The sequence below is a fragment of the Leisingera sp. ABM4_101 genome (assembly GCF_056158725.1).
On sequence record NZ_JBSWTV010000002.1, the window covers coordinates 1 to 13,708 of the forward strand.

Sequence of the window (13,708 nt, forward strand, 5' to 3'; positions counted from 1 at the left end):
GTCCCCCCTGTGGCGTGTTTTACTCCGGCCAGGGGAGGGAGTATGTCTTGACGTTTGTGAAGAATTTCATGGCCTCGATGACGCCTTCCTTGACGCCGTTGCCACTGTCCTTGATGCCGCCGAAGGGGGACATTTCGATGCGGTAGCCGGGCTGTTCCCAGATGTTGCAGGTGCCCACGTCCAGACCGTTGATATAGGCAATCGCGCGGTTCAGGTCGTTGGTGCAGACACCGGAGGACAGGCCGAACTCCGTGGAATTGGAGATCCGCATCACCTCGGCGTCGTCATCCGGCACCCGGACAACCGGAATGACCGGGCCGAAGGTCTCCTCCATCACCAATTCGCTGTTGTGGGGCACGCGGTCGACCACGATCGGCGGCAGCAGCGCACCCTGGCGGGGCGGATGATAGAGGATCTCGGCACCTTCCTCCGCCGCCTGCAGCACCCGGTTTTCAAACAGCTCCGCCGCCTTGCCGTGGATGACGCAGCCAAGCTCGGTTGCCGGATCCTGCGGGTCGCCGAACTTGATCTTCTGCGCCTTCTCCAGCACCAGCGGCACAAAGCGGTCAGCCACGCTTTCCTGCACCAGGATGCGCTTGATCGCGGTGCAGCGCTGGCCGGAGTTGCCGGTGGCGCCAGCCACCGCAATGGCGGCCGCCTTTTCCAGATCGGCATCCGACAGATCATTCAGCACGATCAGCGGGTCGTTGCCGCCCAGTTCCAGCGCCTGCCGCTTGTAGACGCCCTTCTCGGCAATCATCTTGCCCACCGGCACGCCGCCCGTGAAGGTGATGATGTCGATGTTTTCATTGGTGATCATCTCATCGCCAATGTCCTTGGGCCAGCCGGTCACCACCTGGAACATCTCCGGCGGCAGGCCTGCTTCATAGAGGATATCGGCCAGCGCAATGCAGGTCAGCGGCGTCAGCTCGGTCGGCTTGCAGACCATGCAGTTGTTGGTGGCAATCGCGGGCGCGATCTTGTGGCTGACCATGTTCAGCGGGTGGTTGAACGGGGTGATCGCCGAGATCGCCTTGACCGGCTCGCGCTTGGTGAAGATCTTGCGCGCCTTGCCGTTGTGGGTCAGGTCGCAGGAGAAGATCTCGCCGTCGTCCTTCAGCGCCTCGGCGGCGGCGAACTGATAGACGTCCTGGGCGCGCTTGGTCTCATAGACCGCGTGCTGGTGGCAGATGCCCAGCTCCAGCGTCAGCCATTTGGCCAGCCAGTCCCGTTTCTCGCCGATCAGTTCGCCCGCGCGCTGCAGGATCCGGCTGCGCTCGTAGCGCGTCAGCTTGGGCGTGTAATTCGCGGCAATCTCAAAGGCCATGCGGGCATGTTCCGCCTGGCCTGCAGGCACATGGCCCACTACTTCGCCCGTATAGGGGTAATGGACCGGCACGGTATCCTCGGTAAACACAACCTCGCCGCCGATGCGCATGCCCTCGTTGCGGATTTCAATAGTGCTCATGGTCAGGCTCCCCGTTACAGCGCCGCCGCCTGCGCGGCATAGAAGAAGGCATCAAAATTGCGCAGCACCGGCGCTTGCGGCAGCGGCAGGACGCGGTTGCAGATGAAGGGGACCTCCTGTTCGGTCAGCCCGCCATGGGAGCGCAGCGGCTCATTCAGCGCCGCCAGATCGTGGCGGTGCTCGGATGTGCCGATGCAGATGTTCTCGCCGGAGACCAGGATGATGTCGCCGATCCGGTCGGCCGGCAGCTCAAACCGGGCCACCGCCTCTTCGCGGGTCAGCACATCGGTGATCGCATCATAACCTGCCAGTTTCCCCATGATCGCCGCCCGGTCCGCGCCCTCGGGCAGGTAGCAGGTGGCAAAGGAGCCAAGCGCGCCGTGGTGGACAACATAGGGGTCGGTGATCGGCAGGATCACCCGCGCCTGGCCTTCGCCCAGCCACTCGTCCATCAGGTCCTGCACATAGATCACGCTGGGCGAGCCGTCGGCGTGATGCTTGGGCTTCATGCCGTGATCGGCGGTGACCACGATCGCTGCCCCCAGCGCATCCAGCTCCGCCAGGTACTTGTCGAACATCGCATAGAAGGCCTTGGCCTCTGCCTGATCGGGGCTGTATTTGTGCTGCACGTAATCGGTGGTGGTCAGATACATCACATCCGGCGCCCATTCCTTCAAAAGCTTCACCCCGGCAGCAAAGACAAATTCGCTCAGCTCTGCCGAATAAACCTCGGGCTGCGCCATGCCCAGCCATTCGCTGGCCTTCTCCTGGCCGTGCTCTGCCGCGGTTGAACTATCTGATTTTTCAGCCGAGAAACACTTGGCGCGGTCCTCATCAAACGCCAGCCCCGCACCCAGAAGCGCCCGCAGCTTGTCCTTGGCGGTGACCACCGCCACCCGCGCACCCGCATCATAGAAGGCCTTGAACACCGTGGGCGCGCGCAAAAAGCGCACGTCGTTCATCATCACCTCTTCGCCGGTCTCAGGGTCGATCAGGTAGTTGCCGCAGATCCCGTGCACCACCGGCGGCCGGCCGGTGGCAATGCTGAGGTTGTTGGGGTTGGTGAAGCTCGGCACCACCGAATGGGCCAGCCGGTCGGTGCCTTCCGCCCGCATCCGCCTAAGCGCGGGCATCAGGCCATCGGCAATCGCCTTGTCCAGATACTCCGGCTCGCAGCCGTCCAGGCAGATGGCAATCGCGCAGGCCCGGGGCACCGCATAGGCGCGGCCGTTTGCCACAACGGGGGAGTGAATGGTCATATGTCGAAGTCCTTTATCTTTCAGGCTTGTCTCTTCAGGCCGCCAGTTTGGCGCGTTCTTCCAGCGCCGCGGCGGGCGGCGCCGCGCTGGCGACGCCCATTTCGGCCAGCGTTTCCTTGGCGGCAGCCGCAACCCGCCGCATCACATGCTCATCCATCTGGCCGATGCAGCCGATGCGGAAACTGTCCACAACCGTCAGCTTGCCCGGGTAGAGGATAAAGCCCTTTTCCTTCATCAGACCGTAAAAGCGGCTGAACACAAAGCTCTCATCCGCCGGGCAGAAGAAGGTGACGATGATGGGGCTGAGCCAGCGGCTTTCCAGCAGGGTTTCAAACCCCAATTCCCGCATGCCGGCCACCATCACATCGCGGTTCCTGGCATAGCGCGCGCCGCGCCCCGCCACGCCGCCCTCGGCCTCATGCGCCTTCAGCGCCTCCAGGAAAGAGGCCACCACATGGGTCGGCGGCGTGAACCGCCACTGGCCCGTCTTCTCCATCGCCGCCCATTGCGCATGCACATCCAGGGAAAGCGAATGGCTGTTGCCCCTGGCCGCCTCCAGCTCCGCCTTGCGGGCAAGCACAAAGCCAAAGCCCGGCACCCCTTCGATGCATTTGTTGGCCGAAGACACCATCGCCTCAAAGCGGATCTGCGCGGGCTGCAGCTCAATGGCGCCAAAGGCCGACATCGAGTTGATCAGCAGCTTGCGGCCCGCCGCATAAACCGCCTCGGAAATCTCCGCCACCGGGTTCAGGATGCCCGAGGAGGTCTCGCAATGGATCGCCACCACATGGGTGATCGCCGGATCCTCCGCCAGGATCCGCGCCACCTCCTCCCCGCGCGGCGGCAGGTAGTCGCCCTTGTCCAGCACCGCGTGATCGCGGCCCAGATAGGCCAGCGTCTGCGCCGAGCGCTGCCCGTAGGCCCCGTTGGCCAGCACCAGCGCCTTGCCATCGCCGGGGATGAAGGAGCCCAGCATCGCCTCCACCGCAAAACTGCCGGAGCCCTGCATCGGCACGCAGTCGAAATCCTCCGCCCCCGCCCCCAGAAGCGACAGCAGGCGGCGGCGGATTTCCCGCGTCATCGCCCGGAAATCGTCATCCCAGCTGCCCCAGTCCCGCAGCATCGCCGCCTTCACCGCATAAGACGTCGTCAGCGGACCGGGCGTCAGAAGATACGGCTCTCCCTGCCGCGGACCTTCCAGCGGATCCTTGCAAACTCTCATCCGAAATCTCCAAAATCCATCTCAAGGCATCTTTGTCCCCCAAAATTCCATATGTAAAATCGCAAAAAACAATCTAACTATAGGCAGAACCTATGAATGGAACGGGACGGAAAATGCGCCACAGCCAGCTCAAAGCCTTTCATCATGTCGCCCTTCTGGGCGGCTTTTCCCGTGCAGCCGAGGCCCTGCATCTGACGCAGCCAGCCGTGTCGGAACAGGTCCGCAAACTGGAGCAGGACCATGATGTGCTGCTGTTTCACCGGGAAAAGAAGCGGGTGTTCCTGACCCGTGAGGGTGAAGACTTGCTGCAGCTAACCAAACGCTACTTTGAAGTGGAAACCCAGATTGAGGACTATCTGTCCGAGTCCAGCGCAGCCGTAGAAGGGGAGCTGCGGATCATTGCTGACTCGGCGCAGCATATGACCGCCTTTCTGGGCCCGTTCCGGGAAAAGTATCCGAATGTCACCATCGTGCTCCGCGGCGGCAACACCGGCGAGATTCTGGAGGAGCTGCGCGAATACAATGCTGAGATCGGCGTCGCAGGCAGCCTCACTCCGGGCCGTGACATGACGGTTATGAACCTCGGTGCGACCGCCATTGTCGCCTTTGCGGCGCGCGGGCTTCTGCCTGAGGAGAAAATCAGCCTGTCCTTCAGCGAGCTGGCCCGGCTGCCGCTGGTCTTTCGCGAGGAAGGATCCAAGACCCGGCAGAATATCGAAACGGAAGCCCAGCGCCGCGGTGTTGAGCTGAAGCCTGCCATCGTTGCCGAAGGCCGGGAAGCGGTGCGCGAACTGGTGGCCTCCGGGGCTGGTATCGGTTTTGTCTCAGAGGCTGAATACGGCCATGATGACCGGCTGGCCAAGTTTACCCTGCAGGACGCGGAACTGGCGATGAGTGAAAGCATCCTCTTTCTGACCCAGCGCCAGGACGTCAAGGTTATCCGCGCATTCATGGAGTTTGCCAGCAGCATCCAAGCCGCAAAAGAACCCCCTGCTGCCAGTGCACAGCTGGGGTAGCATCAGGGGGACACCCCTGTTATCAGCGGCTGCGCCAGGCTTGGGTCCGGCGCAGGATGCCGCGGGACGCCAGCAGGTGAATGACCCGGGCCAGCGCGTTGGTGTAGAAGATCATCATCCCCATCGCCGCCGCCGGCGCAATGTCGCCTGCGTCATCCATGTTCAGCACCGCAATCGACGCTAGCGTTGTCTTGGGCGAATAAAGGAACACCACCGCCGACACCGTCGTCATCGCATTGACGAAGAGGTAGATGGAGATGTCCAGCACCGCAGGCAGGCAGACCGGCACCGTGACGCGGGCAAACAGCTTCATTGTCGGCTGCTTGAGCGAGGCAGCGACGGATTCAAACTCCCGGTCCATCTGCTTAAGGGCGGTGACCGCCGTCAGATGCGACACCGTGTAGAAGTGGGTGACGGTGCAGACCACCAGGATCGCCATAGTGCCGTAGATAGCATTGAGCGGGTTCGCGGGGTTGTTGAAAAAGAAGATGTAGGCCAATCCCAGAACCATGCCCGGGATCGCCATTGGCAGCATCGCAAACATTTGGAAAATGGCGCGCCCGGTGCGGAAGCCCTTGGATTTCTCCACCAGATAGGCACCAAAGAACACCACGGCGGTGCCAGCCATAGCCGTCATCAGCGCTAGCTTGATCGAGTTCACATAGGAGCCCCAGCCGCCGCCATCCATCTTGTCGAACTGATAGTTGTTGAGGCTGAGGCTCAGGTCGTAGGGCCAGAACTTGATCAATGCCGCAAATTGGCAGACTGCCAGCAGTCCAGCAATGAAGATGCCGATCAGGGTGCAGTAGGCAAAGAAGATACGATCCATCTTCTTGTTCGGTTGCGGCTCATACGGGACCGAGCGCGCCGAAAGAAGCGCCACCTGCTTGGACTGCACCATGCGGTCGATGGCAAAGGCGAGGATTGCCGGGATCACCAGAACCACCGAGACCACCGCGCCCATCTCAAAATTCTGCTGGCCAATCACTTGCTTGTAAATGTCGACCGCCAGCACGTTGTACTGGCCGCCGATCACCTTAGGCAGGCCAAAATCGGTGATCACAAGGTTGAAGACCACAAAGGTCGCCGAGATCAAGCCATAGCGCGCGCCGGGAACCGTGACGGTCCAGAAGGTGCGCCAAGGTGTTGAACGCAAGCTAGCCGCGGCTTCGTAGAGCCGCGCATCCGAAATGGCCAGCGCGGTTGAAATGATGATGAAGGCATGCGGGAAGGTGAAGAAGACCGAGCCTATGACGATGCCTATCGGCCCGTAGATACTGGCGCCGAACAAAAGCTCCTTGATCATGCCCTGATTGCCGAACAGGTAGACCAGCGCGATACCCGGCAGCAGCGACGGCACCAGGATCGGCGCCATGGCGATGAGACGGAACACGCCCTTGTACTTCATGCAGCTGCGATTTAGCGCGTAGGCGAACCAGAAGGCAAGCGAGACGGTCACAACCGTGCTCAGCACCGCAATCCACAGCGAGTTTTTTATCGAGTTGAACAGCGCCGGCGTCGAGAAATAGGAGACGAAGTTATCAAGGCCCCGCGATTGCACCGGGCGCAGCTGAACCCGGCGGAAGGTGTTGGAGTTGAGTGTGACCCATTCGGTGCCGGTCTGCAGGTTGGAGCCGATCAGAAAGCGGCCCGTGTCAGATGTATTACGCACCTGGTACATCACCGGGCTGCGGAAGCTGAAGTCCGGAAAGAAGCCCGTGACCGGCAGCCGCCCGTCGGCGCCCGTGGAAAGATCGGCATCGGCAAAGGTGCCGCTGCGGGTGTTCAGGTCTGCGCCGGTCAAAATGCTGCCATCGAACTGGCCCGCCTCATCGCTGACCTGGAATTCATACTGCGACAGCTCCACCCGGTAGGTGGAGAAGGACTTCGACAGCATTGCATAGAGCGGAAAGACCAGCGACACGACCAGATAAAGCGCGATGATGATCATGCTGCCGCGCATGATGATATCGTCGCGGCTCAGCTTGCCCTTGATCACCGGGCCAGCGGCCATGATGGATTGCGTGGTATCAGTCATCTGCGTTACGCCCCTTGCCCGTCTTGCGCAAACGCCATCAGGCGGTTGTCGGGCAGTTCGATTTCCATCTGGCAGCCGGCCTCCAGATCCAGGCGCCGCACGGCGTTGATGGAGAAATCGGCAATCAGTTCTTTGCCGTCGAAGCGTTCATTGGTCAGGCGGCAGCGCCAGAAGGAGCCGAGGAATTCCATTTCGGCCAGTTGAACGTCGATACAGTTTCGGTTGCCGCTGCTTTCCAGATACCCGGCCTCATGCGGGATCACATCCTCGGGCCGGATGGCGGCAATGACCTGGGTGCCGTCGGAAAAGTCATGCGGCAGGCAAGCAAAAGTCTTTTCCCCCACCGCCAGACGACCGCCCTTGGCAACAAAAGAGCTGATCTGGTTCATCTCGCCGATAAAGTCGGCTACAAACAGATTGGCCGGCTCGCGGTAGATTTCGGTAGGAGAGCCGACCTGCTCAATCACGCCGTGGTTCATCACCACGATGCGGTCGGCCATGGCCAGCGCTTCCTCCTGATCGTGGGTCACCATAATGGTCGTGACACCCAGCTTGCGCTGCAGTTCCTTGATCTCGTGCCGCAGGTGGACACGCACCTTGGCATCCAGCGCCGACAGCGGCTCATCCAGCAACAGAAGGCCTGGATTGGTGGCTATGGCGCGTGCCAGGGCAATCCGCTGCTGCTGGCCGCCGGACAGCTGGGCCGGGTATTTGCGGCCCTGGTCCGGCAAGCCGACCAGTTCCAGAAGTTCAGCCACGCGCGTATTGATTTCCTGCTTGCTGCGGCCTGCGTTTTCCAGGCCGAAGGCAATGTTCTTGTCGATGGTGAGGTTCGGAAACAGCGCATAGGACTGGAACACGATACCGAAGTCGCGTTCGGACGGCGGCAGGTTGGACACATCCTGACTGCCCTGGGTCACGGTGCCCTTAGATTGCAGATCCAGGCCTGCAATGGCGCGCAGCAGGGTGGTCTTGCCGCAGCCCGAGGGACCGAGGAAGCAGATGAATTCGCCCTCCGTTACGTCCAGGGAGATGTCCTTCAGCGCGATGAAGCTGCCGAAGGCTTTCCAGAGGTCGCGGATGCTCAGGTAGGTTTCTTTTGGCGGGGTCATTTGAAGCACGTCGTTGGTCCTTGCATATGCCAACGCGGCACCCTGTCTGTTGTCAACGGGCGGCATGGCTCAGGGCATGGGCAGTGAAGTTCAGGAAGGTAGAGGGGCGGAAGTCTAACCATCCGCCCCTGAAGGCTTATTTCGCTTCCGACTTGCCGTCGTAACGGGCCTGCCATTCCTTGAGGATTGCGGCGCGGTTGTTGGCGGCAAATTCGAAATCATTGTCGATCATCGCGGCCAGCAGCCCTTCGGGGAAATACTCAACCGGCTTGGCGACGCCCGGGTAAGCCACAACCGCATAGCCAGTGTTGTACATTTCGTTGGCTTCCTTGGTGACCGTGAAGTCGACCAATGTCTGCGCCGCTTCCAGATTTGCGGTGCCAGCCACGATGGCAGTAGCCTCCATGTCCCAGCCGACGCCCTCTGAAGGCACAATGATTTCCAGCGGTGCGCCTGCAGCCTTGGACTTGGCACCACGGAAAGCAAAAGAGATGCCAATCGGGATTTCGCCGGCCGCCGCCAGCTTGCAGGGTTTGGAACCGGAATGGGTGTATCGCGCGATGTTCTTGTGCAGCGCGTCCATGTAATTCCAGCCCGCTTCTTCACCAAACATCTGCAGCCAGCTGGAAACGTCCAAGAAGCCGGTGCCGGAGGAGTTCGGGTTCGGCATAATTACGTGGCCTGCATACTGGGGATCGGTGAGGTCCTTCCATGAAGTCGGAGGTGTCAGGCCAAGCTTCTCTGCCTCCACAGTGTTATAGCAAACAGAGGCCACCCAGGCGTCCATGCCGACCCAGCTGGGCGGGTTGTCGCCATCGACGAATTTCGGATCCAACTGATCGACACCGGCAGGCGCATAAGCCTCCAGCATTCCTTCGGATTTCAGCAGTAGAAGGGAGGTAGCCGCCAGCCCCCAGACCACATCCGCCTGAGGATTGTCGCGTTCGGCCAGCAGCTTGGCGGTGATGATCCCAGTGGAATCCCTTACCCAATTAATTTTGATGTCCGGATGGCTCTGATTAAAAGTCTCCGCATAGCGTGCAAGATCCTCAGCCTCGACCGCCGTGTAGACTGTCAGCTCGGTTTCGGCCAGGGCAGAGCCGGCAGTTGCCACTGATAATGCTAATGCAGCTAGAAATGACGCTTTCTGTTTCATTTGTTGTCCTCTGTTGGTTCATACTTTTGCCCGGCACTCTCTGACGGAGCGTTTTGGACCTATTGTTTTTAGTGTCTGGCAGTTTGACAGAAATACACATCAAGAGAAATCGAATATACCCATCAAGTCATAGGCTGAGCCTATAGATGATCACGGCCTAACAATCTAAAATTCCAGGTCCTGCCAGCCGATGGACGCTACTGGTCACTGCGGTTTTTGCGAACCGCGCTGAACCATTCCGCCAGGAACCGCCCACGTTTTTCGCGGTCTTGATAGACCAGCAGACCGGGTCCGAACTGGATTGGCCGCTTTGAGCTTGCGGAGTCCGCAAAGGCAACCGGCGGCTGACTGAACGGATAGTTGCCATCTGGAGGCCGTGACCAGGCGGCCGAAGCCAAGTGGTCAATAAAACTGCCGGCCAGGGCGGGCTGCAGCCCTCCTTTCAGCAGCACGGCGGACCGCATCATCAAATGAGTATAGTCTTCCGGATCAATCACAATGATCTTGCCGCTGAGATCGTGGCGCGCCCGTGCATAACTGCCCAGGACATTATAGGCTACGAGGACTTCTCCTGAAGCTACGCGTTCTATCATGCTCGCGGAACAGCAAGCCAACTGCAGCTCAAGGCTTCCCAGCACTTCCATCAGCCGCCAATAGGTTTCTGACGTGCGGGCATCCTGTGTCGCAAAGAGATAACCCAGCCCGCTGAGTGACACATCATAGGTCGCGACCTTGCCGTGGAACCGCTCCGGCTGCGCGCGTAGCAGGGCAATCAAATCCTGGCGTGTGCGCGGCTGACTTGCTCCGGAAAATTCAGCCGCCGAGAGAACGATTGACGCGGGTTCGAGCGAAATCGCAAAGACGTGGCTGCGCCACTCCCCCCAATCCGGAATTAGTGCAGTTGCGGCAGACTTGTGCGGGAGGGTGAAACCGTCGTTTGCAAGTTTGGTCTGCAGGTCCATGGCCGAAGATAGAGCAACATCGAACTGCTCCTCACCTTCAAGAACTGCAGTCATCACCTCGCTGCTGTTGGCAACCGTGTAATCCACTGCAACTCCAGGATGTTTCTGCAGGTAACCTTCGATCAGCGGGGCCAGAATTTCTGTGTCAGTGGTCGAGATTATCCGCAGTGGCGTGCCGTCTCCCGGGCCGAGCCAATGCCTTTCTTCCACCTCGAAAGCAATCGCAGCCCCAGCAGCAATCAGGCCCAGGGTTAAAAACGCGGAAAAGACAGCGAAACGCATGCGCCTGCTCCTGAAGTGCTGTTTTTTATTGTCAGACTGCCGCCATGGGCCTCTGCGACCTCTCTGGCGATTGTCAAGCCCAGCCCCGACCCGATCGTGCCCTTGGCGTTTGCGCCGCGTACAAAACGGCCGGTGAGAGCCTCTGCATCTTCGCCGGCAAAGCCGCCGGCCTGGTCCACGACCTCAACCGCAGCCATAGGGCCTAAAACCGCGGTGCGGACCCAGACGCTGCTGTCCCGCCCAGCGTATTTGATGGCATTGTCCAGAATATTGCGGATGGCATTTTGCAATAGAACCGGATCACCTTTGATCCGCAGCCCCTCGGCACCTTCGAAGAAAAGATCAATGTCCTTCAATTCAGCCACCGGACGCAACCGGTCGGTCAAGTCGCAGGCCAATTCAGTCAGTTCGGTATCCTCCAGCTCCAGGCTGTCGGTCCTGAAGGACACCATTGCATGATCCAGCAGCTGCCCTGCCGCGCGGGAACTTTCGTCTATGGCACGGATCATTTCCCGCAAGCTGCTGCGGTTTTGTTCCTTTTCGACCCGCATCAGGGTCACCTCGGCCTGTGCCCGCACCGTGGCAAGCGGCGTGCGTACACGGTGCGCCGCTTCAGCAATGAAATCCTCTGAGCGGGTCAATGAAGTTTGCAGCCGGCTGATGAAGCTGTTGAGCGAAGACACCAGCGGTGACATTTCCAAGGGAACGGGCCGCGTCACTGGGCGCAGGTCTCTAGGGCCCCTTCGCGAAACGGCTTCGGCCAAAGATCTGAGCGGCCTGATGCTGGACTGCGCCGACCACACCGCAAGGGTCAAGGCCAGCACAAAGAACCCGGCACCCAGATAGAACGCGGTCCGCGACAGCCTCGCCAGAACTGCTGCCTGCCCCTGCCGGGTCTGGGCAACGGAAACCTGCACGGCCACAGGTTCCCCCTGAACTGCCAGGCGGCGCGAAATCGTAACTGCGCGGACGCTCTCTCCTTTGTAGCTGACGGTTTCGAACAGCGGCAGCCCTTGCGGCGTCCCAAGCGGCAGGTCGCCATAGCCAGTCAGCACGCCACCCCCTCCCGAAACCCTGTAAAACACCCTGTCATCGCTGACATTTCCCAGCATCGACAGCGCTGCATAAGGAATGTCTGCAGCCACCTTTCCAGAATGGACAGAAACGGACTCCAGGATCGAAGTGGCCGACGCCAGCAGAATTCTGTCATGGCTTTCTTCAGCAGCCTTTCGCACCACCCCCAGAACTGCAAAGAATAGCAGCGCGGCCAGCAGCGCCGCACTGCCCGCGAGCTGGAGAAGCAGCCGGCGCCGGATAGAGCCGCTTATGTTGACTCCGCCGCTCATTCCAGAGACAGCCGGTATCCAAGGCCGCGGACCGTCGTGATCTGTACACCGGTGCCTGCCAGGTGCTTGCGCAACCGAGCGACATAAACCTCAATGGCGTTTTCCGAGACATCCTCCTCATAAGAGAACAACCGGTCCACCAGCTTGGGTTTCGGGAAAATCTGGCCGGGCGCGTTCAGGAACACCTCCAGCAAGCGCAGCTCTTTGTTCCGTAGCGAGATGGTTTTCCCGCCTGCGGAGACGGTGCCGGCCATTGGATCGAACTGCAGATTTCCGAATCGCCGCACGTTGGAACTGCCGCCCCCGCGCCTGCGCAGCACCGCGCGGCAGCGCGCCTCTAGCTCTGAAAAATCAAAAGGTTTGGTCAGGTAGTCATCTGCGCCCAGGTCCAGCATCCCGACCCGGTCAGAGACCTCAGACCTGGCCGTCAGAACGATCACCGGTGTTTCCCCAAGACCCTCCCGGTGGGATTTCAAAAAGCTGCGCCCGTCCCCGTCGGGCAGCATAATATCCAGCAAAATCAGGTCGTAGTCGGTTATCCCGGAGAAAGCCGCGGCAGTCGCAAAATCCGGCGCATGGTCAACTACATGCCCATCCAGCCGCAGGCGGTCCAAGATGGCATTCGCCAGACTCTCATTGTCCTCAACCAGCAGGAAACGCATGGCAGTTCATCCTTTCGGCACAGGTCATGACAGGTCCATGTCAGCTTGCCGTGATCTCTTCCAGTCATGAGCGGCGCGACCGCGGTTTGTCAAATGGGAGGACAAAATGAGCAAATGGACACTGACGCGCCGGGCCGCGATTGCCGCGGCAGCCGCAGCGCTGGCGTTTGGCGCACCGGCACAGTCGGAAGAACAGGTGCTGGACAGCATCCACTTTCTGATTCCGGGCGGCGCAGGCGGCGGATGGGACGGCACGGCCCGCGGCACAGGCGAAGCGCTGACCGCTTCCGGGCTGGTCGGCAAAGCGTCGTATGAGAATATGTCCGGCGGTGGCGGCGGCAAGGCCATTGGCTATCTGATCGAAAACGCCGCCAGCCAGCATGGCACGCTGATGGTGAACTCCACCCCCATTGTGATCCGTTCGCTGACTGGTGTGTTTCCGCAGAACTTCCGCGACCTGACGCTGGTGGCCGGCACCATCGGCGACTATGCCGCCATCGTGGTGGGCAGGGACAGCCCGATCAACTCGATGGAGGATCTGCTGGCAGCCTATAAGGCGGATCCGCGCGGAACAGCGGTTGGCGGCGGCTCGGTGCCGGGCGGTATGGATCACCTGGTCGCGGCCATGGTGATGGAAGCCGCGGGAGAAGACCCGACGGCCGTGAAATACATTCCCTATGATGCCGGCGGCAAGGCGATGGCGGCGCTGCTGTCGGGCGAGATCGCGGCGCTCAGCACCGGGTTTTCCGAGGCCATTGACCTGGCAAATGCGGGCGAAGTGAAGATCATCGGCGTCACCTCTGACGAACGCGTCGACAGCTACCCGGATGCGCCGACGATGAAAGAGCAGGGGCTGGACACCACCTTCGTCAACTGGCGCGGCTTCTTTGCGGCCCCGGGACTGCCCGAGGACAAGCTGGCGGCCTATCAGGCGGCGCTGGAGAAGATGTACGGCACCGCCGAATGGGAAGAGGTGCGCGCCCGCAACGGCTGGGTGAACATCCACAATTCCGGCGATGACTTCCGCAGCTTCCTGGAAGCCCAGGAGCAGGCCATCGGCGATCTGATGAAGCAGCTCGGGTTCCTCTGACCCGGCAGCTTGGCGCAGCCTCCAGGTGCGAGGGCTCTGCCCTCGCGCTCCCGGGATATTTTCAGCAAGAGGAAGGAGAGACAGGAATCTCCCCT

Annotated in this window: 11 protein-coding genes; 2 read left to right on the forward strand and 9 right to left on the reverse strand. The window is 60.7% G+C overall.

The annotated features are described in order from the left end of the window. Positions 1–19: 19 nt before the first annotated feature. Genes phnY through ACXAEK_RS01140 form a run of 3 tightly spaced genes read right to left on the reverse strand, consistent with a single transcriptional unit; the run spans position 20 to position 3,949 of the window. Complete coding sequence (gene phnY, locus ACXAEK_RS01130; RefSeq protein WP_475039297.1) at positions 20–1,468, reverse strand: phosphonoacetaldehyde dehydrogenase; 1,449 nt, start codon at positions 1,466–1,468, stop codon at positions 20–22. A 14-nt stretch (positions 1,469–1,482) separates the two neighbouring features. Continuing rightward, complete coding sequence (gene phnA / locus ACXAEK_RS01135) at positions 1,483–2,727, reverse strand: phosphonoacetate hydrolase (RefSeq protein ID WP_475039299.1); 1,245 nt, start codon at positions 2,725–2,727, stop codon at positions 1,483–1,485. Positions 2,728–2,761: 34 nt separating this feature from the next. Continuing rightward, positions 2,762–3,949 carry a 2-aminoethylphosphonate--pyruvate transaminase gene (locus ACXAEK_RS01140; protein ID WP_475039301.1) on the reverse strand — a complete coding sequence of 396 codons (1,188 nt, stop codon included), beginning with the start codon at positions 3,947–3,949 and terminating at the stop codon, positions 2,762–2,764. 113 nt (positions 3,950–4,062) lie between these two features. On the opposite strand from ACXAEK_RS01140, the gene ACXAEK_RS01145 reads away from it, so the two are divergent. Then, complete coding sequence (locus tag ACXAEK_RS01145; protein WP_475039303.1) at positions 4,063–4,965, forward strand: LysR substrate-binding domain-containing protein; 903 nt, start codon at positions 4,063–4,065, stop codon at positions 4,963–4,965. 22 nt (positions 4,966–4,987) lie between these two features. On the opposite strand, the gene ACXAEK_RS01150 is transcribed toward ACXAEK_RS01145, so the two are convergent. The 6 genes from ACXAEK_RS01150 to ACXAEK_RS01175 form a co-directional block, all read right to left on the reverse strand. Further along, positions 4,988–7,003 carry a putative 2-aminoethylphosphonate ABC transporter permease subunit gene (locus ACXAEK_RS01150; RefSeq protein WP_475039305.1) on the reverse strand — a complete coding sequence of 672 codons (2,016 nt, stop codon included), beginning with the start codon at positions 7,001–7,003 and terminating at the stop codon, positions 4,988–4,990. Between the two features lie 5 nt (positions 7,004–7,008). Next, positions 7,009–8,115 (reverse strand): putative 2-aminoethylphosphonate ABC transporter ATP-binding protein, encoded by a 1,107-nt coding sequence (locus tag ACXAEK_RS01155; RefSeq protein ID WP_475039307.1) that lies wholly within the window; start codon positions 8,113–8,115, stop codon positions 7,009–7,011. Between the two features lie 136 nt (positions 8,116–8,251). Next, complete coding sequence (locus ACXAEK_RS01160; RefSeq protein WP_475039308.1) at positions 8,252–9,271, reverse strand: putative 2-aminoethylphosphonate ABC transporter substrate-binding protein; 1,020 nt, start codon at positions 9,269–9,271, stop codon at positions 8,252–8,254. 197 nt (positions 9,272–9,468) lie between these two features. After that, positions 9,469–10,515 carry an ABC transporter substrate-binding protein gene (locus ACXAEK_RS01165; RefSeq protein WP_475039309.1) on the reverse strand — a complete coding sequence of 349 codons (1,047 nt, stop codon included), beginning with the start codon at positions 10,513–10,515 and terminating at the stop codon, positions 9,469–9,471. Then, positions 10,485–11,861, reverse strand: coding sequence for a sensor histidine kinase (locus ACXAEK_RS01170; RefSeq protein WP_475039311.1), 1,377 nt, complete (start codon positions 11,859–11,861; stop codon positions 10,485–10,487). Before ACXAEK_RS01170 ends, ACXAEK_RS01165 begins: the two co-directional genes overlap by 31 nt. Continuing rightward, positions 11,858–12,523: a response regulator transcription factor gene (locus tag ACXAEK_RS01175; RefSeq protein WP_475039313.1), complete on the reverse strand. Its 666-nt coding sequence runs from the start codon at positions 12,521–12,523 to the stop codon at positions 11,858–11,860. Before ACXAEK_RS01175 ends, ACXAEK_RS01170 begins: the two co-directional genes overlap by 4 nt. Before the next feature lie 106 nt (positions 12,524–12,629). On the opposite strand from ACXAEK_RS01175, the gene ACXAEK_RS01180 reads away from it, so the two are divergent. Then, positions 12,630–13,613, forward strand: a complete 984-nt coding sequence (locus ACXAEK_RS01180) for a tripartite tricarboxylate transporter substrate binding protein (protein ID WP_475039315.1) — start codon at positions 12,630–12,632, stop codon at positions 13,611–13,613. Positions 13,614–13,708 lie beyond the last annotated feature (95 nt).

Coding starts and splice junctions, on each gene's coding strand:
- ACXAEK_RS01165 (WP_475039309.1), bottom strand. CDS start 10,515: ATGCGTTTCGCTGTCTTTTCCGCGTTTTTAACCCTGGGCCTGATTGCT.
- ACXAEK_RS01170 (WP_475039311.1), bottom strand. CDS start 11,861: ATGAGCGGCGGAGTCAACATAAGCGGCTCTATCCGGCGCCGGCTGCTT.
- ACXAEK_RS01140 (WP_475039301.1), bottom strand. CDS start 3,949: ATGAGAGTTTGCAAGGATCCGCTGGAAGGTCCGCGGCAGGGAGAGCCG.
- ACXAEK_RS01155 (WP_475039307.1), bottom strand. CDS start 8,115: ATGACCCCGCCAAAAGAAACCTACCTGAGCATCCGCGACCTCTGGAAA.
- ACXAEK_RS01180 (WP_475039315.1), top strand. CDS start 12,630: ATGAGCAAATGGACACTGACGCGCCGGGCCGCGATTGCCGCGGCAGCC.
- ACXAEK_RS01145 (WP_475039303.1), top strand. CDS start 4,063: ATGCGCCACAGCCAGCTCAAAGCCTTTCATCATGTCGCCCTTCTGGGC.
- ACXAEK_RS01160 (WP_475039308.1), bottom strand. CDS start 9,271: ATGAAACAGAAAGCGTCATTTCTAGCTGCATTAGCATTATCAGTGGCA.
- phnA (WP_475039299.1), bottom strand. CDS start 2,727: ATGACCATTCACTCCCCCGTTGTGGCAAACGGCCGCGCCTATGCGGTG.
- ACXAEK_RS01150 (WP_475039305.1), bottom strand. CDS start 7,003: ATGACTGATACCACGCAATCCATCATGGCCGCTGGCCCGGTGATCAAG.
- ACXAEK_RS01175 (WP_475039313.1), bottom strand. CDS start 12,523: ATGCGTTTCCTGCTGGTTGAGGACAATGAGAGTCTGGCGAATGCCATC.
- phnY (WP_475039297.1), bottom strand. CDS start 1,468: ATGAGCACTATTGAAATCCGCAACGAGGGCATGCGCATCGGCGGCGAG.